Consider the following 23,177-nt stretch of genomic DNA (forward strand, 5'->3'; position numbering starts at 1 on the left):
TCAGACTTCAAGGTTGTCAATCAAGCGGGTGGTACCCAGTTTGGCGGCGGCCAGCGCGACGAGCGGCTGGCCCTCCACAGCGCCACTGAGGTCGTGGCGGACCCGAAGTGTGACGTAATCCGGCAACCAGCCGGCGTCGCGCAGCGATTGCATGGCGTCGGCTTCCATAACCGCGAGTTCGCGATCACCGGCCTGCCAGCGGGCAATCAGGGCTTTCAGCGTGCGCGACAGCCGCAGCGCCTCGGCCTTCTCGGCATCGCTGAGGTAGCCGTTACGTGAGGACAGTGCCAGGCCTTCGTTGCTGCGACGTGTCTCGCTGCCAACGATTTCGATGGGCAGCGCCATCTGCGCCGTCATGCGGCGCAACACCATCAGCTGCTGATAGTCCTTCTTGCCGAACACGGCCAGCGTCGGCTGCACGATGTTGAACAGCTTGTGCACGACGGTGCAGACGCCGGTGAAGAAGCCGGGGCGGAAGTGGCCTTCCAGGATGTCGGCCAGCTCGGGCGGCGGCAGCACCTTGTAGCCCTGCGGTTCCGGGTACAGCGCTTTCTCGGACGGCGCGAAGACGATGTCGCAGCCGGCGCCTTCCAGCAGCTCGCAGTCGCGGGCCAGCGTGCGCGGGTAGGTGTCGAAGTCCTCGTGCGGCGCGAACTGCAGCCGGTTGACGAAGATGCTGGCGACGACCGCACCCGCCGGGCCGACCAGCTCGCGCGCCTGCCTCACCAGCTGCAGGTGACCGTCGTGCAGGTTGCCCATGGTGGGCACGAAGCCGCGCTGGCGGTGGATGGCCAGCGCGTCGCGCAGTTCGCTGATCGTGTGGATGACTTGCATGCTCTAGAAGCCGTGAACCTCGTTCACCGGGAATGTCCCCGCCTTCACCTCGTCCACATACCCCTTCACCGCCGCCAGCACCGAGTCCTTGCCGGCCATGAAGTCCTTGACGAAGCGCGGCTTGCGGCCCGGCGTGATGTTGAGCATGTCGTGCAGCACCAGCACCTGGCCCGAGGTGCCCACGCCCGCGCCGATGCCGATGACGGGCACGGGCGATGCGGCGGTGATCTCGGCGGCCAGCGCGGCCGGCACCATTTCGTAGAGCAGCATGGCGGCGCCCGCGTCGACGAGTTCCATCGACTCACGCTTCATGCGCGCCGCGCCCGCCTCGTCACGGCCCTGCACCTTGAAGCCGCCCAACGCATTCACCGTCTGCGGCGTGAAGCCCAGGTGCGCGCAGACCGGGATGCCGCGCTCGCTGATGAAGCGCACGGTCTCGGCCGTCCAGCCGCCGCCCTCCAGCTTCACCATGTGGGCGCCGGCCTTGACCAGCGCGGCGGCACTCTTCCAGGCCTCTTCCTTGCTGACGTGATAGCTGTCGAAGGGCAGGTCGGCCACGATCCAGGCCCACTTGTGACCGCGCGACACGCAGAACGTGTGATACACCATGTCCTCCAGGCTCACCGGCGCCGTCGAGCCGCGGCCCTGCAGCACATTGCCCAGGGAATCGCCGATCAGCAGGATGTCGACGCCCGCCTCGTCCAGCAGGCTCGCGAAGGCCGCGTCGTAGCAGGTCAGCATGGCGATCTTCTCGCCGCTGGCATGCATCTGCGCCAGGCGCGGCAAGGTCATGGGCTTGCGATCAGTCATGAGATACCCCGGTGTAAACCCTTGGAACCCTTGTGGGGCGGCGGCAGTGTAGCGTTCGCCTCCTTGCCTAGAAGTTCCTGCCCGCCATGACCCTGACCGAGTTGCGCTACATCGTCGCCGTCGCCCGCGAGCGCCACTTCGGCCGCGCGGCCGAGGCCTGCTTCGTGTCGCAGCCGACGCTGTCCGTCGCCATCAAGAAGCTGGAAGAAGAGCTGGACCTGAAGATCTTCGAGCGCGGCGGCAGCGAGGTCAGCGTGACGCTGCTGGGCGACGAGATCGTGCGCCAGGCGCAGACGGTTCTGGACCAGGCCGGCGCCATCAAGGAGATCGCCAAGCGCGGCAAGGACCCGCTGGCCGGCGCACTCCGCCTGGGCATCATCTACACCATCGGCCCCTACCTGCTGCCCGAGCTGGTCAAGCACACCATCGCCCAGTACCCGCAGATGCCGCTGATGCTGCAGGAGAACTTCACCGTGAAGCTGCTGGAGATGCTGCGCACCGGCGAGCTGGACTGCGCCATCATGGCCGAGCCCTTCCCCGACACCGGCCTGGCGACGGCGGCCCTCTACGACGAGCCCTTCGTCGTCGCGCTGCCCGCCGCCCACCCGCTGGCCACGCGCGAGACCATCTCGGCCGAGGAACTCAAGCGCGAGACCATGCTGCTGCTGGGCACGGGGCACTGCTTCCGCGACCATGTGCTGGAGGTCTGCCCCGAGTACGCGCGCTTCTCCAGCGACGCCGAGGGCATACGCCGCAGCTTCGAGGGCTCGTCGCTGGAGACCATCAAGCACATGGTCGCCTCGGGAATGGGCGTGACCGTCGTGCCCTGGCTGTCGGTCAAGAGCGACCCGTCACCCCACCTGCGCTTCGTGCCCTTCAGCGACCCGGTGCCCACGCGCCGCGTCGTGCTCGCCTGGCGACGCAGCTTCACGCGCTACGAGGCCATCGCGGCGCTGCGCAATGCCATCTATGCCTGCGAGCTGGAAGGTGTGGCGCGCTTGTCGCAATAGCCAACATCTGGTCGTCATGCTGCGCTGCACAATGCACGGAACTTCGCAACGAACGCGCCGCAGGCGCCCCATGCCATGAGTCAAGCTTCCGACCTCTTCAACGGCGCCATCCATTTCGTCGGCGGTGAAAAGGGCGGCGTCGGCAAGTCGCTCGTGTCGCGCCTGCTGGCGCAGTACATGATCGACCGGAACATCCCGTTCACCGGCTTCGACACCGACCGCTCGCACGGCGCGCTGCTGCGCTTTTATGCCGGCTACGCGTCGGCTGCGCTGGTGGACAGCTTCGAGGCGCTGGACGCGATCGTCGAGAGTGCCGTGGCCGACCCCGGCCGGCGCGTGCTGGTGGACCTGGCCGCGCAGACGCACGACCCGCTGGCCCGCTGGATGGACGAGTCCGGCGTGCTGGACGTGGCCGCCGAGTCCGGCCTGGCCGTGAACTACTGGCACGTGATGGACAGCGGCCGCGACTCGGTGGACCTGCTGACCCGCCTGCTGGACCGCTTCGGCAGCCGGCTGAACTACGTGCTGGTGCTCAACCAGTTGCGCGGCGACGACTTCTCGCAGCTGGAGCGCTCCGGCCAGCTGGCCCGCGCGCAAGAACTTGGCGCGCGCACGATGCCGCTCAAGCATCTGCAGGACGCGGTGCTGCGCAAGATCGACGCGGCGAACGCGAGCTTCTGGTCGGCCCGCACCGCGCCCGGCAGCGAAGGCGCCAAGCTGGGCCTGCTGGAGCGCCAGCGCCTGCGCGTGTGGCTGGCGCAGGTGGAGAGCGAGTTCGATCGGCTGGGCGTCTAGGTTAGGCTCGCCCCAACTCATTTTTGGAGCCCCCCCATGGCCAAGAAACCCGCCGCCCCCGCCATCAGCATCGGCATCAGCGACAAGGACCGCGCGGCCATCGTCGCCGGCCTGTCCAAGCTGCTGGCCGAGACCTACACGCTGTACCTGACCACGCACAACTTCCACTGGAACGTCACCGGGCCGATGTTCAACAGCCTGCACGCGATGTTCATGGCCCAGTACACCGAGCTGTGGACGGCGGTGGACCCGATCGCCGAACGCATCCGCTCGCTGGGCCACCCGGCGCCCGGCAGCTACGCCCAGTTCGCCAAGCTCAGCGGCCTGCCCGACGCGCCCGCCACACCGCCCAAGGCTCTGGAGATGGTGCGCATCCTGAAGGAAGGCCACGAGGCCGTTGCGCGCACCGCGCGAGCCATCTTTCCGGCCGTCGAGAAGGCCAGCGACGAGCCCAGCGCCGACCTGCTGACGCAGCGCATCACGGTGCATGAACAGACCGCGTGGATGCTCCGTAGCTTGCTGGAGGAGTAGCCATGGGACGCGAAGCGGACCGGCGCGCAGCGCCTGCGGGCTGTCGGCGCAGCCAACAGACCGCGTGGATGCTGCGTAGCCTGCTGGAGGAGTGAGCGCGCCCGCTCGCCTGCGCGCCGCGTTGCGGCTGACGCTGAAGACCTGCGCCTGGGCGGCGCTGGCCCTGGTGGTCGCCAGCGTGGTGGCCCTGGCGCTGGCGGTCCAGGGCTCGCCACGCTGGCCGGGGCCGGCCGAGGTGTCGGCGGTGGACGTCGCCCGGGCGCGCAGCTTCCTGCAGCGCAACGACCCGCGCCGGCCGGCACCGGGCCCGCTGCGCACGATGGTGGCGACCGAACGTGAAGCCAACCTCATGCTGGACCAGCTGGTGCGCCGCCTGGCGCCGGGTACACCGGGCGCTTCGGCGCAGTTGCTGTTGAGCGGCGGTAGCGCGCGGCTGCAGGCCAGCCTGCCGGTGCCGCGCAGCCCCGTCACGGCCTGGCTGAACATCAGCGCGACGCTGCACGAGACCCCCGGGCTGCCCACCCTCGACGACCTGCAGCTGGGGCGGCTGCCATTGCCAGCCTGGCTGGCCAAGTGGCTGCTGCCGCGACTGGTCGAGCGCCTGCACGCCACCCCCGAGGGCGCGCTGGCACTGGACATGGTGCGGCGCGTGCGCCTGATGCCGGCACGGCTGGAGGTGGTCTATGAGTGGGGCGACCACGGCCTGCAGCGCGTGCTCGGCACGCTGCTGCCGCCGTCTGAGCAAGCGCGCCTGACCGCCTATGCCCAGGCCCTGGCCGGCGCGCTGCAGGCGCACGCCTCGGCGGGTGGCGGCGCGGGCCTGCCGCTGGAGCGCCTGCTGCCGCCGCTGTTCACGCTCGCCAGCCAGCGCAGCGTCGGTGGAGATGCGCTGGCGGAAAACCGTGCGGCGCTGTTGACGCTGGCGCTGCAGGCCACCGGCCGGCGGCTGTCCGACCTGGTGCCTGCCATCCAGGCCGCCCCTCAGCCGCAGCGGGTGACGGTGACGCTGGCCGGCCGCGACGACTTCGCCCAGCACTTCCTGATCTCCGCCGTGGTGGCACTGGAAGGCGGCGGCCCGCTGGCCGACGCCATCGGCGTTTACAAGGAAGTGGCGGACCTGCGCAGTGGTAGCGGCTTCAGCTTCAACGACATCGCCGCCGACCGCGCCGGTACGCGGCTGGGCCTGCTGGCCCGGCGCGACCCACGGGCGCTGCAAGACCGCCTGGCGCGCGGCGCGCGTGAGAGCGACTTCATGCCCGATGTGGCCGACCTGCCGGAATTCCTCGGCCGCAGGGAGTTCCTCGCCACCTACGGCGGCGTGGACGCGCCGGCCTACCGCCGCATGCTGGCCGACATCGAGCGGCGGCTGGACGCGCTGCCGCTGCTGCGCGCGCCCTGAGCGTCTTCACTGATGTCGGGTTTGCGACCCTTGCTGCGCGCGCCGAAGCCGTTCGCCCCGTCGCGCAGCAAGCCTGGCCTCGCAAATCTAGTCTGCGTGCGGGCCGATCCTGGCTCGTCACGGGAGATTGACTGATGAAAGCCTCTGCCATCGTTGCCGCCATCGGGGTCGGCGTGCTCGCCACCGCGCTGGCCAAGCCGGCCGGCCTGCCCAACGGCTGGCTGCAGACCGGCCCGGCCAAGACCTGCGAGGGTCAGGTCGTGCCGGCCAGTGGCGCGCCCAGCCCCCGGGTCTTCAGCCTCGACTGCAAACCGGGTACCGAGGGCTTTTCCACGCTGATGCAGCAGATCGGCAGCGGCGACTACGCCGGCAAGCGCGTGCAGCTGACCGCCCAGGTGCGCGGCGACCAGCTCGCCGCCTGGGGCGGCCTGTGGATGCGCGCCGACAGCGGCCAGCGCCCCGGCACCGCCTTCGACAACATGAACGACCGGCCGCTGCGCGGCAGCTTCGGCTGGCAGCCGGCGCAGGTGGTGCTGGACATCCCGGCCGACGCGACGACGCTGAGCTTCGGCTTCCTGCTCGAAGGCGGCGGCCAGCTGCAGGCCACCGCCTTCAACCTGGAGGTGGTGCCGGCGGCCACGCCCACCACCGGCAAGGGGCCGATCCAGGTGCTGCCGACCCGGCCCAACCACCTGACGCCGCCTTGAGCCACACCGAGCTGACACTGGGCCATGAACTGGCCCAGGCCCTGCGGGAGGAGGGCGTGGGCTGGCACCGACCCCGCCGCCTGCTGGTGGGCGCGCTGGCCCTGCTGGCGCTGGCGCTGAGCCTGCAGCGCTGGCCGCAGGCAGTGCCGCTGACCGTGGGCCTGCTGCTGGGCCATGCCACGACCGACGGGCTCTGCGGCCTGCTCGCCCGCCGTCGCCGCACGGCCCTCGAACTGCTGTTGATCGCGCTGCTGCTGGGCGCCACGGTGGGCTGGGCCGCCGAGCAGGCGCTGGCGACCCAGGCCATGACTGCAGCCGACCGCCTCACACGCGCGTGGCTGCACCTGGGCTTCGGGGCCGTCATGCTGGGCCTGCCGCTGCTGCAAGGCCTGCGCCGCCTGCGCGCGCTGCGCCGCGTGGAGCAGGACCGTGCCCGGCTGCGCGCCGAGTTGCAGATGCTGCAGGCGCAGATCGAGCCCCACTTCCTGTTCAACACGCTGGCCACGCTGCGAAGCTTCATCCGCCAGGGCTCGGACCAGTCGCTGCCGCTGCTGGACGCCGTCAGCAGCCTGTTCGACATCGCGCTGACACGGGCGCGCCAGGCCGAGTCCACGCTAGGCCAGGAGTGCCAGATCGTCGAGCACTACCTGGCCATCATGGCGCTGCGCCTGGGCGAGCGGCTGCGCTGGCGGCTCGATGTCGACGACGCGCTGCTGGACCTGCCGCTGCCCCCGCTGATGCTGCAGCCGCTGGTGGAGAACGCCATCCAGCACGGCATCGAGCCCAGCGAGGCCGGCGGCGAGGTGTTGCTGCAGGCGCGTCGCGACGGCGCAGGGCTGCGGCTGAGTGTCAGCAACGGCGGCTGCCCGCTGCAACCCGGCGCCGAACCTGCCGGGCAAGCGGGCCACGGCGTGGCGCTGGCCAACCTGCGCCAGCGCCTGCGCGCACTGCACGGCGACGACGCAACGCTGACCCTCGCCACCAACGCCGCCGGTCTCACCGAGGCGACGCTGACACTGCCTCTGCCATGACCACCGCCCTCATCGCCGACGACGAACCGCAGCTGCTGGACGAGCTGCACCAGCTGCTCACCGAGGCCTGGCCCGATCTCGCCATCGTGGCCCGCGCGAAGAGCGGCACCGAGGCACGCAGGCTGCTGGACGAGCTGCGGCCGGACATCGCCTTCCTGGACATCCGCATGCCGGGCATCGACGGGCTGTCGCTGGCCAGCCTGGCACCGGCCGGCACGCGGCTGGTGTTCGTCACGGCCCACCCCGAGCATGCGCTGGACGCCTTCGAACATGGCGCCGTGGACTATCTGCGCAAGCCGCTGACGCCAGCGCGCCTGGCTGCCACCGTGCAGCGGCTGCAACAGCAGGGCCCGGCGGCCGCCGAGAAGCTGCGCTTCCTGCAGGCCTGGACCGGCAACACGATGAAGCTGCTGGAGGTGGACCAGCTCGCCGCGCTGCGCTCGGAGCTGCGCCACACGCGGGCACTGAGCCAGGGTGGCGAGCAGTTGCTGCTGCGCACGTCGCTGGGCGAGCTGATGCATCAGCTAGACCCGCAGCTCTTCTGGCAAATCCACCGCGGCTCGGTCGTCAACGCGCGGGCCATCGAGCGCATCGAGCGGCGCGACGACGGCGAGCTGTGGGTACACCTGCGCGGGCTGGCCCAGCCGCTGCCCGTGAGTCGCGCGCACCGCGGGCGTTTCCGCAGCATGTAGTCGTCAGCGTGACTGGCGCCATGGTGCAGGCCAACACTGCGGGCGCGAACAAGTTCGCGCTAGTGGCCGGCTTGCGCTGACCACCGCAGCCGGAGGGCGCCGCTCCGTCAGCAAAATTCGGGGGATGCGCGCCGAGCACGCGCATCGGGTCGCGAGATGCCGCCGACGGACGACGGCAGCCGGTCGACCTCCCAGTTTCTTGAAGAGGGAATCCATGTTCAACCGGATCACGCCGTTCGCGCTGGCTTGCGCGATGACAGGCTTCGTTTCAGCCGCTGCCGCGCAGCCGCAGCAGACCGCCGAGGGCGCGCAGCGCTTCCTGGCGCTGCTGGCCAAGGATGGCCATCTCAACGTCAGCTTGCCCGACAAGAACGGCTCACCGATGTGGGTCAAGGGCACGCGCAAGACCACCCATCGCTGGCAGGACAAGGGCGTCGTGGACAACAGCCGGCCGGGCCCTCACGACGACGCCAGCGCGCCGGTCACGGCGCCGCTGAAATGGCTGTTGGTCGTCCGCAAGCTGGAGGGCATGGACGAGAACGCCAACGCCGATGCCTGCACGACCCGCGTCGACACCACCACCACCGAGAAGCTGGGGAGCACGTCCAGCGACAGCCACTGGTTGACGAAAGAGACCTTCTTCAGCATTGAGCGGCTCTGGTACCAGACGACGATCACGGATGAATACGAAGACCCGGCCGTCAAGTACGCCGGCCCCCACCACCTCGCCTGGGGCCGGGCGGTGATCACCCGCGCCGCCAATGGGCGCGTCACCGCGCGTGCGCCGGGCGCGAAGTTCAACACCGAGCTCGTCTTCCCCGGAGACAGGGTCAAGGACCCCGAGTTGGCCGACCGCGTCGAGTACGCGATGAAGTTCCTGAAGGCGAGCTGCGACAAGGCCGCCGCCACCGGTTTCTGAACCTTCCCCACAGCTTCCACCGAGCCCTCCGATGCGGCCCCGACTCCTGCCCTGCGCCTGCGCCTGCGCGCTGGCCGCCGCCCTCCTCCCCGCCTCCGCCCAGCAGCAAACAGCGGCCGGCGCCCAGCAGTTCCTGGGCATGCTGGCCGGCGACGGCGCGCTGTTCGTGCAGGCGCTGGACAAGACCACCAACGCCATGACGGTGCAGGGCACCCAGACCTTCGTCCGCCGCTGGCTGAAGAACGGCGTGCCGCAGAACGACGGGCCCTATGGTGGCGTGAGCACGAGCCCCACCGCATTCAATCTCTCGCAGATGCTGGACGTCAAGAAGGCGGAAGGCCTGGACCCGCAGGCGAATGTGGACCCCTGCACCACCCGGCTGGAGACCTCCACAAAGGAGAAGCCCGACCGTGAGCACGTCAGCGACGCCAGCGCGGTGAAGGAGACCTTCTTCGGCTACGACACGCTGCCCTATCGCGAGACCGTCACCACCAGGTTCGAGGATCCCAACGTCAAGTACGCCGGTCCCTATTACGTCGCCTGGGGCAAGGCCGTCATCAGCCGCAGCACCGGCTGGATCGCCGCGAGCACGCAGGACAGCCGGTTCAACGCCCACCTCTTCTTCAAGATCAAGGACCAGGAGATGGCGGACCGCGTCGAGTACGCGATGAAGTTCCTCAAGGCGAGCTGCGACAAGACCACCGCAACCGGGTTCTGAACGATGCGCAAGGAACTGCCCCTTTTCTCAGGCGCCCTGCTGGCGCTGTTGTCCCTGCCGCTGTCCGCTGCCGCGCAGACGACCACGCCCGAGGCTGCGTCGGCACCGGCCGTCGAGGCGCCACGCCAGCTGAGCGAGCAGGATCTCGCCCGGCTGCGCCGCAGCGTGCAGAACAGCAAGCTCCGCGCAGCCGAAGACGCGCGCCAGGCCGAGCTGCAGCGGCAGGAGCAGGCGCGACAAGCCGAACTGCAGCGCCGCATCAACGAAGCGGCGGCAGCCCGCCAGGCGCAGGAGGATGCGAGGGCCGACGCCGCCGACGAGGCGGACCGGGCGCGGCGCGCCGCGCAATTCAATGCCTCAAGGGCGGCCAGCGAACGCGCGCTGGCCCAATCTCTCGGACGGCTGAACAACACCGTCAATCAGGTGCAGGCCCAGCAGGCGCAGCAGGCCGAACGCCAGCGCGAGCAGGCCGACGCGGCGCAGCGTGCGGAGCGGCAGCGCCAGGTGCAGTTGATCAACCAGGCCAACCAGCGCCAGGACCAGGAGGCCGCGCGCCTGGCCGCGCAGCGCCAGCAGTCCGAGCAGGCGCGCGCCGATGCACAGGCCGCCGAACGCGCAGAGACGCAGCGCCGGCGCGACGAGCAACTGCGGCGCGATGTGGCCGCCGAACGCGAACGCCAGGCGGCGCGTCAGCAGGCCGCGAGCTCCGGCGGTTCCCTGACGATCACCGAAAAACCCAGGGCACCGGACCTGCCCGCTGCCACGCCCGCGCCCAAGCCGCCACAGAACACCGCGCCGACGCGCGTCACGCGCATGTTCCTGGGCAAGAGCTGCGCCGACGCGCGCGCCGGTGCGCAGACCTGGGTCGGCAAGAACGGCACGTTCTCGATTGAAAGCGAGGAACCGAACGGCCACGACGGCCTGTGCCGCGTGACGATCTACGGCTGGAGCGGTTCGTCGGGCGCGCAGTGAGCCGCGCTGCCAGCGCGGGATGGTCGGGCCCGCGGCGCCACGGATAATCGCGGGTTAGCCCCCAGGTCCCGCCCATGTCCGAACCCACCGCCAGCCGCATCGAGACCGAGGTCCGCCGCCGTCGCACCTTCGCCATCATCAGCCACCCCGACGCCGGCAAGACCACGCTGACCGAGAAGCTGCTGCTGTTCTCCGGCGCGATCCAGATCGCCGGCTCGGTGAAGGCACGCAAGGCCACGCGGCATGCGACGTCGGACTGGATGGAGATCGAGAAGCAGCGCGGCATCTCGGTGGCCTCGTCGGTCATGCAGATGGAGTACCGCGACTGCGTCATCAACCTGCTGGACACGCCGGGCCACCAGGACTTCTCGGAAGACACCTACCGCGTGCTGACCGCCGTGGACGCGGCGCTGATGGTCATCGACGCGGCCAACGGCGTGGAGCCGCAGACGCGCCGCCTGCTGCAGGTCTGCCGCGCCCGCAACACACCCATCCTGACCTTCGTCAACAAGATGGACCGCGAGGTGCAGGACCCGCTGGCGCTGATGGACGAGATCGAGCGCGAGCTGGGCATGACGGTCGTGCCCTTCACCTGGCCGGTGGGCATGGGCAAGGCCTTCCACGGCGTCATGGACCTGCGCCTGCAGCGCATGCGCGTGTTCGCTCCCGGCGAGGACCGCGCGGCCGGCACCGAGGAAGTGCTGGAAGGCCTGGACAACCCCGCCTATGCCGAGCGCTTCGGCATGCAGTACGAGCAGGCCCAGGGCGAGATCGAGCTGGTGACCGACGCCGCACCGGCCTTCGACCGCGACGAGTTCCTGACCGGCAAGCAGACGCCGATGTTCTTCGGCTCGGCCGTCAACAACTTCGGCGTGCAGGAGGTGCTGGACGCCCTCGTCGAGCTGGCCCCGCCGCCCGACGTGCGCCAGGCCATGCAACGCACCGTCAAGCCCGAGGAACCCAAGTTCACCGGCGTCGTGTTCAAGATCCAGGCCAACATGGACCCGGCGCACCGCGACCGCATCGCCTTCGTGCGCGTGGCCTCGGGCCGTTTCGAGCGCGGCATGAACCTGAAGGTGGTGCGCTCGGGCAAGAGCCTACGGCCCAACAGCGTCGTGACCTTCATGAGCCAGAAGCGCGAGCTGCTGGACGAGGCCTTCGCCGGCGACATCATCGGCATCCCCAACCACGGCGTGCTGCAGCTGGGCGACACCATCACCGAGGGCGAGGCGCTGCAGTACACCGGCCTGCCGTTCTTCGCGCCGGAGATGTTCCGCTCTGTCGAGGTGGCCGACCCGCTGCGCACCAAGCAGCTGCGCGAGGGCCTGCGCCAGCTGGGTGAGGAGGGCGCCATCCAGGTGTTCCGCCCCGAGGCCGGCAGCATGCTGCTGCTGGGCGCCGTGGGCCAGCTGCAGTTCGAGGTGGTGGCGCACCGGCTGGAGCATGAATACGGCTGCAAGGCCCGCGTGATGCCGGCCCGCTACAACGTGGCGCGCTGGGTGACGTGCGACGACCTGGACGGCCAGCTGGGCAGCGGCGAGAAGGAGCTGCGCCGCTTCATCGACCACAACGCGCACCGCGTGGCGTGGGACGCCGTCAATGCGCCCACGGTGCTGCTGGAGTACGCCGGCGAGCTGCGCGCGATGCAGGAGAACTGGCCGCGCATCAAGTTCCACGCGCTGCGGGAGCACGCGGGGCTGGTGTTCCAGCAGCGGATGGAGGGCTGATCAACGCCCAGTGGCGGGCGGCCCCTCGTTCATCCGCGTCAGCAATGCGCGCAGCGCCAGATCCAGCGCGGGCAAGTCGTCGTGCAGGATGCTCCAGACCGTGTCGGCAGAGATGCCCAGGTAGGCATGAGCGACACGATTGCGCGTGGCCACGATTTGCCGCCAAGGCACGTCCGGTGCCATGGCACGAAGCGCCTCGGGCACATGGGTGGCCGCTTCGCCAATGAGTTCCAGGTTGCGCAGGATGGCGTCGTAGCGCATCGCCTCAGCGGTCAGCGTTGCCTCGGTCAGGGCGCTGGAATAAGCCAGCGCCTTGCCGCAAAACTCAAGCATGTCCTCGATGTAGAGGCGAGTGTCGCGCTCAGACATGGATGGCGTCGCGCTCGACGAAGGGCCGCAGGCGCTCCCGCAAGGCCGTTTCGGTGACCAGGTCGACTGGGCGGTGAAGCATGTCTTCCAGATAGAACTGCACGCCGAAGAATCGCTTGGACGTCGCGGGGCCGTCGAAGGCCACAAGCACATCCACGTCGCTGTCGGCCCGCGCCGTCCCGCGTGCCATGCTGCCAAACAACGCCAGCCGACGCACACCGAAGCGCTCCGCCAGCACAGGCTTGTGTTCGGTCAGCAGCTTCAGAAGCGTGTCGCGGTTCATGGCTGAATGATGCTACGAAAGACGCCCAGTGGCCCAATCGGCCAGCCGGGGCCGCCTGCCTCGCCGGAACCGCGGTCTAACATTTCACGATGCAGATGCCCGACTCCAGACCCTGCCCTTCCTGCCACGACGCCATGGAGGTGCACGTGCTGCCGGGCCAGTACAGCGGCGAGGTGGAGATCGACTTCTGCTTCGGCTGCCAGGGCCTGTGGTTCGACCACATGGAGAACCTGAAGCTGGCGCCCGAGGCCATCGTGACGATGTTCAAGGCCATGCACCAGCACCGCGATGCGCGGCACCAGCCGCTGGCCGAGCGGCTGAACTGCCCGCAGTGCAGCGGCCCGCTTGCGCAAGGCTTCGACATCGTGCGCAGCGGCCGCTACATCACGCACCGCTGCGCCAGCCGGCATGGCCGCTTCAGCAGCTTCTCGTCGTTCATGATCGAGAAGGGCTTCGTGCGGCAGCTGACCCGGCCCGAGATCGCCGATATTGCCGCCAAGGTGGGCGTCATCAACTGCAGCAACTGCGGCGCGCCGGTGGACCTGCGCAAAGAAGACGCGTGCTCGCACTGCCGCTCGGCCTTGTCGCTGCTGGACCCGCAGGCCGTCGAAAAGGCCTTGCAGAACTACGCGCACGCGCCGTCGCGTCAGGGCTGGGGCAGCCCGACGGACGTGGGCGATGCCCTCGTCGCCATCGCCCGGGAGCAGTCGCGCGCACAGCGGCAAGCCGCCGGCACGACGATCACCGGACCGGCGGCGGGCGTGCTGGGCGTGGACTTGTTCAGCGCGGGGCTGGCGCTGGTGGCGGAGCTGTGGAGCAGCGCCTGAGCCAGGCGCGTCAGCGCGCGTGCCACTCGGCCGCCGGCCGCCCCGTCATCTGCTCGACCCAGCGCCAGGCCTGCTGCTGGCGCTCGGCGATGGCGTCGAAGCGCTGTTGCAGTGACACCTCCGCCGCGCCTTTTTGGCTGAGGCAGGACTGCAGGCAGGCGGGCAGGCGCTGGGCCGGCGCCATCGTGTCGAGGGCCGGGTCGGCATAGAAGCCGCCGCTCGGCGCCTGAGCCATGGACGCCACCTTGCGCTCACAGGCGGCCTCGCAGTTCATCGCCGACAACCGGCTGCGGCAGGACGCCGGCGTCTCGGGCCAAGGCACCAAGGCCTTCAGCTTTTCGGAGTACTCGGCCGCCGCCTGCCACGGTGCGCCGTGTGGTTCCAGCACGGCTGGCCGGTCGCCCGGCGCCAGCCGCAGCAGCAAGCGCACGATCGCGTGGCCGCTCAAGGCCTTGCCGTCCAAACCCAGGGCGCGACGCTGCGCCTCGTCGGCCTCCCAATCGTGCAAGCGCCCTGCCCGCCTGCCGCCGGACAACATGTCGGCGCGCATCAACACCGATGCCTGCGCCAATCCCTGATCCTCAGCCGCCCGCTCCAGCAGCGCCGTGTGGATGGCGGGAAACCGCGCTGCCGCGTCGGCGGGCAGGCGGAGCTGGCTCCACTGCGCCATGCTGCGCGGCCCCCGCAGCGCATCGGCCAGGTGCAACTGCGGGACACCTTTCAAGGGCAGGCTCTGCAGCGGGCTGACGATGTAGAGCACCAGCCACTCCGGGCGCGTGGCAGCCAGACCCGGCAGCATCCTGGCCACTGGCAGCGTTTGGCCGTCCCGTGCCGGCAGGTCGACGCGCCATGCCGCACCGCCACAACTGCGCCCACCACAGTCGGCCTGGGCGAGTGAGCCGCTCTCGCCCGGATCGTCGAGAGCCGGGTACTCCTGCACGATGTAGCCCCAGTTCAGCCCGGTCGGGCAGGGATGGCTGTCAAGCGACCGGGTCAGCGTGGGCGCGCCAAATCGCTCCAGCGCCATCAATGCCCGCGCATCCGCCCGCCGCCACGCCAGCCGGCCCAGTTGCTCACGCGGCGCACGGACGATGAAGTGGCTGCGCCCGGCACCGATGACCCACAGCGCCACCGGCCAGCCGCCGCTGGCATCCGCATCGGCGCGGGCAACGACGACGTCGGGCGCCGGCGTCATGGCCCAGCTTGGCAAGGCCACGCAACAGGCAAGCAAGGCCGCCAACCATTCCATGCAACGCAAAACCATCCGTCGCCTCCCTGTTGTTGTGGGGCTGGATGCTAGCCAACACCAACATGCCGCGCCGCTGAACGCAAGCCTGCCGCCGCTCTTTACGATTTCAGTCTGCAAAGCTGAAATAGCAAATCCTGGATCGAGAAGAACGGCGTGCTCTGGCCGATGGAGTCCTAGTCGGGCGACCTTCCAGCCCGCCTGGCTGACGCCGCTGCTGATCAGCGCCGTGCCGGGCAACCAGCGTGTGCAGGGCATCGCAATCCCTCACTGGCGCGACGCCTTGAAGGCGCTGCGATGATGTCTGCCCCCTGAGCCAATCCCCACCTGCCATGACCGCGCGCACCCTGCTGCCCACCCTCGTCCTCGCCGTTGCGGGCACCTCTGCCCAGGCCCAGTCCCCCAGCCTCGAAACCGTCGTCGACGGCCTCAAGACCCCCTGGGCGGTGGCCTTCCTGCCCGGCGGCGAATTCCTCGTCACCGAGCGTGGCGGCACGCTGCGCACCGCCAAGGCCGGCGGCAAGCCCAGCGCGCCCATCCAGGGCGTGCCGGCCGTGGACGCCGTCGGCCAGGGCGGCCTGCTGGACGTGCAGCTCGACAGCGATTTCGCCAGCAACCGCACCATCTACCTCTGCTACGCCGAGCCCAGCGCCGACAAGAAGACCAACGGCACCGCGCTGGCCAGCGCCAAGCTCAGCGCCGACCTCAAGCGCCTGACCGACGTGAAGGTCCTCTTCAGCCAGCAACCCAAGATGGACAGCCGGCTGCACTTCGGCTGCCGCATCGTCGAGGCGCCGGACGGCAAGCTCTTCCTGAGCCTGGGCGAGCGCGGCAAGGGCATGCAGAGCGCGCAGACGCTGGACAACCACATCGGCAAGATCGTGCGCATCGGCAAGGACGGCAGCGCGCCGGCCGACAACCCCTTCGTGAAGACGCCCGGCGCCCTGCCCGAGATCTGGAGCTACGGCCACCGCAATTCCCAGGGCCTGACGCTGGACGAGAAGGGCCGCCTGTGGGAGCAGGAGCATGGCCCACAAGGCGGCGACGAGCTGAACCTGGTGCAGCCCAAGCTCAACTATGGCTGGCCCGTCATCACCTATGGCGAGAACTACGGCGGCGGCCGCATCGGCGACGGCATCGCCGCGAAGGCGGGCATGGAGCAGCCCATCGTGAAATGGGTGCCGTCGATCGCGCCGGCGGGGCTGGTCAAGCTCAAGAGCGCCAAGTACGGCCCGGTCTGGCAGGGCAGCTTCTTCCTCGGCTCGCTGAAGTTCGGCCACCTGGAGCGTGTGAAGCTGGGGGCTGACGACCGGGTGACGGAGCAGGAGAAGCTGTTCCCGGAGGCAGGGCGGATGCGGGATGTGAGGGAAGGGCCGGATGGGCTGCTGTATCTGGTGCTGGAGGGCGCAGGCCGCATCGTGCGGGTCAAGCCTTGAGCCTGCTCGCCGCGCTGGCGCTGGCCGGCGCGCCCGCGCAGCAGCTCGACACCGTCGTGCTGCACGGCCGCGCCACCGCCCCCACGCTGGCCGTGGAGCGCATCGACGCCGCCACGCTGACCCGCGACGCCGAGGCGCAAGACCCCGCCCAGGCGCTGGCAAGAACACTGGCGCGCCTGCCCGGCATCTACGCCGCCAACCGCGGCAACGACGCGCAAGACCTGCAGTTGTCCAGCCGCGGCTACGGCGCGCGCGCCAGCTTCGGCGTGCGCGGCCTGCGGCTGGTGGCCGACGGCATCCCGGCCAGCACGCCCGACGGCCAGGGCCAGCTGGGCCACTGGCTGATCGCCGACGCCGCCTCGCTGGAAGTGCTGCGCGGCCCGTTCTCGGCGCTGTACGGCAGCGCCAGCGGCGGCGTCATCGCGCTGCAAAGCCGCTGGCCGACCGAGGACCGCACGCAGGCCGCGCTGACGCTGGGCGCCTTCGGCCTGCGCCAGGCCAGCGTCAGCCTGGACCGCCTGCCCGCCGAGGGTCAGGCCTTGAGCCTGGCGGCGCAGGTCACGCAGCGTGACGGCTGGCGTGCGCACAGTGCCAGCGAGCGCCGCCTGGCGCAGGCACGCTGGCAGCTGCGCACGCCCGGGCAGCAGTTCATGGCCGTGCTGCAGGTGCAGAGCCAGCCCGCCGACGACCCGCTGGGCCTGACGGCCGAGCAGTTCGCCTACGACCCGCGCCAGACGGCGCCGCAGGCCACGGCCTTCAACACCCGCAAGACGGCCGAGCAGCAGCAACTGGGCCTGCGCTGGCAGCGCGACGTGGACGAACACCTGCGTGTGCAAGTCGCCGGCTGGCTGGGCCATCGCGCGGTGGACCAATGGCAGTCCATCCCGCTGAACGTGCAGAGCACGCCCACCCACCCGGGAGGCGTCATCGAGCTGCGCCGGCGCTTTGGCGGTGTCGATGCCCGCCTGAACTGGGCATTAGCCCCCGACCATGAACTGACCTTGGGCTGGGCCGCCGAGACCCAGCGCGATGCACGGCGCGGCTACCTCAGCAATGCCGGCGTCACTGGCGCCCTCAAGCGCGACGAGACCAACCGCGCCCGCAGCAGCGAGCCCTATGCGCAGTGGCGCTGGACGCCCACGCCGGCCTGGGAGCTGCTGGCCGGCCTGCGCGCCAGCAACTTGCGCTTCGACAGCGAGGACCGCTATCTGTCCAACGGCGACGACAGCGGCGCAAGGACCTTCAGCGGCGTGCAGCCGGTCGTGGGTGTCGCGTGGCGACCCACGGAGGGCCAGGTCTTGCGCCTGGCGCTGGGCCGGGCGGCCGAGTCGCCCACGTTGACGGAACTGGCTTACCGCAGCGCCGGCAGCGGCTTCAACACCGAGCTGCGCGCGCAGCGCAGCAAGCAGGTGGAGCTGGGCTGGGAGCAGCGCGTGGGCGCCCGCCGCCTGGCGCTGACCGCCTTCCACGCCGAGACGCGCGACGAGATCAGCGTGCTGGCCAGCAGCGGCGGCCGCACCGTGTTCACCAACGCCGCGCAGACCCGCCGCAGCGGGCTGGAGGCGGCAGCACAACTCCCGCTGGCGCGCGACTGGCAGCTGGACCTGGCCGCCACGCGCCTGTCCACCCGCGTGCTCGCCACCGGCCAGCCGCTGCCCGGCGTGCCCGCCACCCACGCCAGCGCCGAGCTGCGCTGGCAGGGGTCAGGTCTTGATGCGGGGCTGAGCCTGCAGGCCCGCGCGCGACTGCCGGCCGATGACGCCGGTACCGCTTCGGCAGCGGGCGGCGGCTTGTGGGGCTTCAACATCGGCGGCCAGTTGGCGCCCGACTGGCGCTGGCGGCTGCGCGCTGACAACCTGCTGAACCGCGCGACGGCGGCCAGCGTCATCGTCAACGATGCCAACCGGCGCTTCTTCGAGCCGGCGGCGCCGCGCGGCTGGGCCATGTCGCTGAGCTGGCAGCCGCGCTGATGCGCCATCGGAGCGGCTGTCCAGGTGGCGGCAGCTCAGGCCTTGTGTTCGTCAGCAGCCAGCTCGGCCAGGCGCTGGCGCTGGCGCAGAGGCGAGACATGCTGCGTGATGACCAACCAGACCGTCTCCGGCTCAATCGACAAATAGGCGTGGATCAACCGGTTGCGCAGCCCGACGATCAGCCGCCAGGGAATGTCCGGCGCGCACTCCCGCACTTCAGCGGGCACATGCGTGGCGGCCTCGCCGATCAGTTCAAGGTTGCGCATGGTGGCGTCAAACTGCATGCGGTCGGCGCTCAGGCTCGCCAGATCGTGGCCATGGGTGTACAGCAGAACCTGGTCGCAGAACTCGACCATGTCGTGCACGAAAAGGCGCCAGTCGCGCTCAGGCAATGGCGACGGCGTCACGTTCGACATAGGGTCTGAATTGCGGCCGCAGGGCGCGTTCCGTGACCAGATCGACCGCGCACCCCAGCAGGTCCTCCAGGTAGAACTGCGCACCGAACAAGGCCTCAGGCGTGGCCGGGCCGCCGAAATCCACCAGCAGGTCCACGTCACTGCCTTGCCGCGCCGTGCCACGGGCGACGCTGCCAAACAGACGCAGATGCCGCACGCCGAAACGCTCGCGCAGCAGCGGCAGCTGCTCCAGCAACAAGGTCAGGACGGCTTCGCGATTCATGGGCGGATGATGCCCCAGCCACAGGACAGCGCCAAGCCGCCTTGCCACGCGCATCACGCAGGCTAGCCACCATGGTGAATCGCGTTTGAGTCTGCGACCATCGGCGCCCGAAAAGGGAGACCCCGCCGATGCTCGTCATGAAACTCCGCCACCTTGCCGCCAGCCTGGGCCTGGCCGCATTGACGGCCCATGCCGCACCGCTGACCCCCGCCGAGTTGCCAGCCGCGCTGCGCGACTGGCTGCCCTGGGCCCAGCAAGGCCAGCCGCCGCTGGGCTGCCCGGCGCAGGCCGAGGGCGAGGCCTCGCACTGCGTCTGGCCCGGGCGGCTGCAGCTCAGCGCCGGCGCGCGCGAGGCGACGTTCCGGCTGGACGTGCACGTCTTCGGCGCCGCCGCCCGCGTGGCGCTGCCCGGCGAGGCCGGCGCCTGGCCGCAGGACGTGAAGGTCGGCGGCAGGCCGCTCCCCGTCACCGAGGCCGACGGCCAGCCGGCCGTGTGGCTGGCGCCGGGGATGCATGTCGTCGAAGGGCGCATCACCTGGACGCAGATGCCGCAGAACCTGGCCGTGCCGGGCGGCCTGGGCGCCATCGTCGTGACCAGCGACGGCGCCACGCAGGCGCGCGCGCCTGACGGCGAAGGGCGGCTGTGGCTGCGCGCCGTGGCCAGCCCGGCCGAGGCCAGCGACAGCGTCACCGTGCAGACCGTGCGCCTCGTCGACGACGACCTGCCGCTGACCGTCACCACCGCCTTCGAGCTGCGCGTGGCCGGCCGCTCGCGCGCCGTCGAGCTGCCCGCCGCGCTGCTGCCGGGCCTGCGCGCCATGCAGCTGGACAGCCCGCTGCCCGCGCGCCTGGCCGAAGACGGCCGCCTCATCGTGCAGGCGCGGCCCGGGGCCTGGCGCATCGAGCTGCGCGCGCGGCTGAATGCGCCGGTGCAGGCGCTGACGCTGCCCGAGGGCGCGGCAGACGAGGAGGTCTGGGTGGTCCAGGCCCAGCCCGGGCTGCGGCTGATCCGCCCCGAAGGCGCGACCAGCGTGGACCCGCGCCAGGTCGAGATGCCCGAGGCCTGGCGCGCGCTGCCGGCTTTTCGCTTGAAGCCCGGCGAGACGCTGAAGCTGACCGAGCTGCAGCGCGGCAATGCCAAGCCGGCACCGGATGCGCTGACGCTGACGCGCCGGCTGTGGCTGGACTTCGACGGCCGCGGTCTGACGGCGAGCGACGCGTTCAAGGGCCAGCTGTCGGCCAGCTCGCGCCTCGTGATGGCAGCACCCGGCCAGCTCGGCCGCGCGGCGCTGGCCGGCGCCGACCAGCCCATCACCCGCCTTGCCGCCGAAGGTCCAGCCGGCTTTGAGGTGCGCGACAGCAACGCCGCCATCGAAGCAGACAGCCGCTGGCCGCGCGACGGCGCCTTGCCCGCCAGCGGCTGGAGCACGAGCGTGGACCAGCTCAGCGCCACGCTGCAGCTGCCGCCCGGCTGGCGCCTGCTGCACGCCCAAGGCCCGAGCCACGCAGACGGCGCCTGGGTGGCCATGTGGACGCTGTGGGACTTCTTCTTCGTGCTGCTGGCCGCGCTGGCCGCCTTCCGGCTGCTGGGCTGGCGCGTGGGCGTGCTGCTGGGCGTGGCGTTGGCGCTGACCTGGCACACGCCGGGCAGTCCGCCTGCCGTGCTGTGGTTCGGGCTGCTGGCGCTGACGGCGCTGGCGCGGGTGATGCCGGCGGGGCGCGGGCAGCGCATCTTTGCGCGCAGCCGGTTGGTGGTGGTCGGCCTGCTCGTTCTCGTGCTGCTGCCGTTCGCGGTGGATGAGATCCGGCAAGCCATCTATCCGAGCCTGGAGCGTCACAGCATCACGGACACAGGCATGGCGCGCGAAATCAGTGTGATCGAAGAACGCGCGGCGCCGGCAATGGCACCGCCAGCGCCCCATGAAGCAATGAAGCAGCGACGCGAAGACGCGGACCACACGCTGGAGTCCGTCACCGTGGCGGGAAGCCGAGTGGCCAAGAGCCCCTACGTCCGCAATGACCTCGCCCGCGTGGACCCCGGCGCCCGCGTGCAGACCGGCCCCGGCCTGCCGACCTGGCGCTGGAGCGCCCACCACCTGTCCTGGAGCGGCCCCGTCACGCCCGAGCAGACGCTCAACCTGTGGCTGCTGCCGCCGTGGGCGACAGCGCTGCTCAAGCTCGCGGGCCTGGCCTTGCTTGCGTCGGCACTGGCGGCCGTGGCCGGCTGGAAGCTGCGCCTGCCCCGCATGCCCCGCCCGGCGGCGAGCGCCGCTGCGGCCCTGCTGATGGCGCTTTCCCTGACGCCCCAACCGAGCGAAGCCCAGATCCCTGCGCCCAGCGAGGAACAGCTCAAGGCCCTGCGCGACAAGCTCGCTGCGCCGCCCGACTGCCTGCCCCACTGCGCGGACCTGGCCCGCCTGCTCGTCAGCGCCTCGGGTTCATCGGTCCAGCTGCGCGCCGAGATCCACGCACAGGCGCTCGTCGCCGTGCCGCTGCCCGGCCAGGGCACGGGCTGGCAGCCGGGCAGCATCACGCTCGATGGCCAGCCCGCCGCCACGCGCCGCGATGACGAAGGACGCCTGTGGGCCGCCGTGCCGGCCGGCGTGCACCAGTTGGTGCTGGCCGCCGACGTGGGCAACGCCAGCGGCCTGGACATTGCGCTGCCGCTGCCGCCACGTGTGCTGCAGACCGAGCTGAAGGGCTGGACGCTGGCCGGCCTGGACCCGCGCGGCCAGAGCACCGGTGCCATCTCGCTGAGCCGCGAAGCCACGGCCGGCAGCAGCCGCACCGAGGACGCCGGCACGCAGCGCGACGCGCTGGCGCCGCTGGTGCGCGTGGACCGTCGCCTGGAGCTGGGCCTGCGCTGGCAGGTGGTGACGCGCATCGAGCGCATCGCCCCCAGCCGCGCGCCACTGCGCGTGCGCTGGGCGCTGCTGCCCGGCGAGGCGGTGAGTGACGCGGGCGTCACCGTCGCCGATGGCGTCGCCAGCCTGCAGCTCGGCGGCGACGAGGCCGTGGAAGTGGCCAGCAGCCTGCCGCCCGCCGAGGCGCTGACGCTGGTGGCCGGCAAGGAGCCCAACCAGGTCGAGCGCTGGACGCTGGCCGCGTCGCCGCAATGGCATGTCGATGCCAGCGGCCTGGCCGCGACGGCGCTGCAGCAGGACGGCCAATGGCTGCCCGAATGGCGGCCCTGGCCCGGCGAGACGCTGAAGCTGGCCGTGAAGAAGCCCGCCGGCGTGGCCGGCCAGACGCTGACGCTGGACAGCGTGAAGACGGCGCTGGAACCCGGCGAGCGCAGCACCGCCGTGCACCTGGAGATGAAGCTGCGGGCCAGCCTCGGCGGCCCGCACACGCTCAAGCTGCCGGCCGGCGCCGAACTGTTGAGCGTGCAGATCAACGGCCAGAAGCTGGCGCTGCAGCTGCGCGATGGCGTGCTCAGCCTGCCGCTGACGCCGGGCGCGCAGAGCGTGGACATCCGCTGGCGCGAGCCCCAGGGCATGGGCGCGCTGTGGCGCCACGAGGGCCTGGCGCTGGGGCTGCCCGGCGTCAACGATGCACTGCAACTCGAAGTGCCCGAAGACCGCATCGTGCTGGCCGTCGGCGGCCCGCTGATCGGCCCGGCCGTGCTGATCTGGGGCATGCTGGTCGTCGTGCTGGTGCTGGCCTGGTTTGCGCCGCGTGGGCTGCCGGGCGTGATGGGCCGGCCGGCGTGGCTGGTCCTCGCGCTGGGCGTGGCGCCGGTGTCGCTGTGGGCTCTCGGCCTGCTGGCAGGCTGGTTCGGCGCACTGGAGGCGCGGCGTCGCTGGCCCGTGGGCGGCCGGCGCTGGCTGCGCATCGTTGTGCAACTGTTGCTGGTGCTGTGGACCTGCTTCGCCATCGGCGCACTGCTGGACGTGCTGCGCACCGGCCTGCTGGGCTACCCCAACCTGCTCGTCGCCGGGCCGGGGTCGAGCAGCCATCTGCTGAGCTGGGTGTCCGACCGCTTCACCGAGCACACGGCCAGTGCCTGGGTCGTCAGCGCGCCGGTGTGGCTGTACCGCGCGCTGATGCTGGGCTGGGCGCTGTGGCTGGCGGCGTCGCTGCTGAGGTGGGTGACGTGGGCCTGGGCCGCGTTCAGTGCGGGTGGTGCGTGGCCGGAGAAGCCACGCGAGGTGATTGCCGCTGAGGCGGAAGCAGCGAAGCCGGCTGCATGACATCTGCCGGCTGCCGGTTCTCAACGGCGC

At 70.8% G+C, this 23,177-nt stretch carries 23 protein-coding genes; 16 read left to right on the forward strand and 7 right to left on the reverse strand.

What is annotated here, in order from left to right:
* Positions 1–834: a pantoate--beta-alanine ligase gene (panC, locus tag ACG00Y_RS09065; protein WP_394478036.1), complete on the reverse strand. Its 834-nt coding sequence runs from the start codon at positions 832–834 to the stop codon at positions 1–3.
* A 3-nt stretch (positions 835–837) separates the two neighbouring features.
* Positions 838–1,644 (reverse strand): 3-methyl-2-oxobutanoate hydroxymethyltransferase, encoded by an 807-nt coding sequence (gene panB, locus ACG00Y_RS09070; RefSeq protein ID WP_394478038.1) that lies wholly within the window; start codon positions 1,642–1,644, stop codon positions 838–840.
* 86 nt (positions 1,645–1,730) lie between these two features.
* On the opposite strand from panB, the gene ACG00Y_RS09075 reads away from it, so the two are divergent.
* The 11 genes from ACG00Y_RS09075 (at position 1,731) to ACG00Y_RS09125 (ending at position 12,145) form a co-directional block, all read left to right on the forward strand.
* The gene (locus ACG00Y_RS09075; protein WP_394478040.1) at positions 1,731–2,654 is read left to right on the forward strand and encodes a hydrogen peroxide-inducible genes activator; all 924 of its coding nucleotides are present in this window, start codon (positions 1,731–1,733) and stop codon (positions 2,652–2,654) included.
* 75 nt (positions 2,655–2,729) lie between these two features.
* Positions 2,730–3,449 carry a P-loop NTPase family protein gene (locus ACG00Y_RS09080; RefSeq protein WP_394478042.1) on the forward strand — a complete coding sequence of 240 codons (720 nt, stop codon included), beginning with the start codon at positions 2,730–2,732 and terminating at the stop codon, positions 3,447–3,449.
* Between the two features lie 36 nt (positions 3,450–3,485).
* Positions 3,486–3,980, forward strand: coding sequence for a Dps family protein (locus ACG00Y_RS09085; RefSeq protein WP_394478044.1), 495 nt, complete (start codon positions 3,486–3,488; stop codon positions 3,978–3,980).
* Between the two features lie 91 nt (positions 3,981–4,071).
* Positions 4,072–5,379 (forward strand): hypothetical protein, encoded by a 1,308-nt coding sequence (locus ACG00Y_RS09090; protein WP_394478045.1) that lies wholly within the window; start codon positions 4,072–4,074, stop codon positions 5,377–5,379.
* Positions 5,380–5,513: 134 nt separating this feature from the next.
* Positions 5,514–6,086, forward strand: coding sequence for a hypothetical protein (locus ACG00Y_RS09095; protein ID WP_394478047.1), 573 nt, complete (start codon positions 5,514–5,516; stop codon positions 6,084–6,086).
* Positions 6,083–7,117: a sensor histidine kinase gene (locus ACG00Y_RS09100; RefSeq protein WP_394478049.1), complete on the forward strand. Its 1,035-nt coding sequence runs from the start codon at positions 6,083–6,085 to the stop codon at positions 7,115–7,117. Before ACG00Y_RS09095 ends, ACG00Y_RS09100 begins: the two co-directional genes overlap by 4 nt.
* Positions 7,114–7,809 (forward strand): LytR/AlgR family response regulator transcription factor, encoded by a 696-nt coding sequence (locus tag ACG00Y_RS09105; protein WP_394478051.1) that lies wholly within the window; start codon positions 7,114–7,116, stop codon positions 7,807–7,809. Before ACG00Y_RS09100 ends, ACG00Y_RS09105 begins: the two co-directional genes overlap by 4 nt.
* A gap of 214 nt (positions 7,810–8,023) precedes the next feature.
* A complete protein-coding gene (locus ACG00Y_RS09110; protein WP_394478052.1) occupies positions 8,024–8,728 on the forward strand; it encodes a hypothetical protein in 705 nt (234 codons plus the stop codon).
* A gap of 31 nt (positions 8,729–8,759) precedes the next feature.
* Positions 8,760–9,446, forward strand: a complete 687-nt coding sequence (locus tag ACG00Y_RS09115) for a hypothetical protein (protein ID WP_394478054.1) — start codon at positions 8,760–8,762, stop codon at positions 9,444–9,446.
* A 3-nt stretch (positions 9,447–9,449) separates the two neighbouring features.
* On the forward strand, positions 9,450–10,418 hold the full coding sequence (locus tag ACG00Y_RS09120) for a hypothetical protein (RefSeq protein WP_394478057.1): 969 nt from the start codon (positions 9,450–9,452) through the stop codon (positions 10,416–10,418).
* A 74-nt stretch (positions 10,419–10,492) separates the two neighbouring features.
* Positions 10,493–12,145 (forward strand): peptide chain release factor 3, encoded by a 1,653-nt coding sequence (locus ACG00Y_RS09125; RefSeq protein WP_394478059.1) that lies wholly within the window; start codon positions 10,493–10,495, stop codon positions 12,143–12,145.
* Here ACG00Y_RS09125 and ACG00Y_RS09130 read toward each other — a convergent pair whose 3' ends face one another.
* Together ACG00Y_RS09130 and ACG00Y_RS09135 are read right to left on the reverse strand one after the other, a co-directional pair.
* Entirely contained in the window at positions 12,146–12,514 is a 369-nt protein-coding gene (locus ACG00Y_RS09130; RefSeq protein WP_394478061.1) for a HepT-like ribonuclease domain-containing protein, read from the reverse strand. It abuts the gene before it with no gap.
* Complete coding sequence (locus tag ACG00Y_RS09135) at positions 12,507–12,797, reverse strand: nucleotidyltransferase family protein (RefSeq protein ID WP_394478063.1); 291 nt, start codon at positions 12,795–12,797, stop codon at positions 12,507–12,509. The genes ACG00Y_RS09130 and ACG00Y_RS09135 overlap by 8 nt, the downstream gene beginning before the upstream one ends.
* A 95-nt stretch (positions 12,798–12,892) precedes the next feature.
* Between ACG00Y_RS09135 and ACG00Y_RS09140 the strand changes: the two genes are divergently transcribed.
* Positions 12,893–13,624 (forward strand): zf-TFIIB domain-containing protein, encoded by a 732-nt coding sequence (locus tag ACG00Y_RS09140; protein WP_394478064.1) that lies wholly within the window; start codon positions 12,893–12,895, stop codon positions 13,622–13,624.
* Between the two features lie 10 nt (positions 13,625–13,634).
* Here ACG00Y_RS09140 and ACG00Y_RS09145 read toward each other — a convergent pair whose 3' ends face one another.
* Positions 13,635–14,819, reverse strand: a complete 1,185-nt coding sequence (locus ACG00Y_RS09145) for a hypothetical protein (protein ID WP_394478066.1) — start codon at positions 14,817–14,819, stop codon at positions 13,635–13,637.
* Here ACG00Y_RS09145 and ACG00Y_RS09150 point away from each other — a divergent pair.
* From ACG00Y_RS09150 to ACG00Y_RS09160, 3 genes are read left to right on the forward strand one after another with little or no spacing between them, the layout of a single operon-like run.
* Positions 14,818–15,171 (forward strand): hypothetical protein, encoded by a 354-nt coding sequence (locus ACG00Y_RS09150; RefSeq protein ID WP_394478068.1) that lies wholly within the window; start codon positions 14,818–14,820, stop codon positions 15,169–15,171. The two genes, ACG00Y_RS09145 and ACG00Y_RS09150, sit on opposite strands and share 2 nt — an antisense overlap.
* 31 nt (positions 15,172–15,202) lie before the next feature.
* Entirely contained in the window at positions 15,203–16,306 is a 1,104-nt protein-coding gene (locus ACG00Y_RS09155; protein ID WP_394478070.1) for a PQQ-dependent sugar dehydrogenase, read from the forward strand.
* Complete coding sequence (locus ACG00Y_RS09160) at positions 16,303–18,276, forward strand: TonB-dependent receptor family protein (RefSeq protein ID WP_394478072.1); 1,974 nt, start codon at positions 16,303–16,305, stop codon at positions 18,274–18,276. The genes ACG00Y_RS09155 and ACG00Y_RS09160 overlap by 4 nt, the downstream gene beginning before the upstream one ends.
* Positions 18,277–18,311: 35 nt before the next feature.
* Here ACG00Y_RS09160 and ACG00Y_RS09165 read toward each other — a convergent pair whose 3' ends face one another.
* A complete protein-coding gene (locus ACG00Y_RS09165) occupies positions 18,312–18,692 on the reverse strand; it encodes a HepT-like ribonuclease domain-containing protein (protein WP_394478074.1) in 381 nt (126 codons plus the stop codon).
* The gene (locus ACG00Y_RS09170; RefSeq protein WP_394478076.1) at positions 18,661–18,954 is read right to left on the reverse strand and encodes a nucleotidyltransferase family protein; all 294 of its coding nucleotides are present in this window, start codon (positions 18,952–18,954) and stop codon (positions 18,661–18,663) included. Before ACG00Y_RS09170 ends, ACG00Y_RS09165 begins: the two co-directional genes overlap by 32 nt.
* Before the next feature lie 137 nt (positions 18,955–19,091).
* On the opposite strand from ACG00Y_RS09170, the gene ACG00Y_RS09175 reads away from it, so the two are divergent.
* Positions 19,092–23,147, forward strand: coding sequence for a hypothetical protein (locus tag ACG00Y_RS09175; protein WP_394478077.1), 4,056 nt, complete (start codon positions 19,092–19,094; stop codon positions 23,145–23,147).
* Positions 23,148–23,177 lie beyond the last annotated feature (30 nt).

The sequence above is a fragment of the Pelomonas parva genome (assembly GCF_043555835.1).
Classification (GTDB): domain Bacteria; phylum Pseudomonadota; class Gammaproteobacteria; order Burkholderiales; family Burkholderiaceae_C; genus Pelomonas; species Pelomonas parva.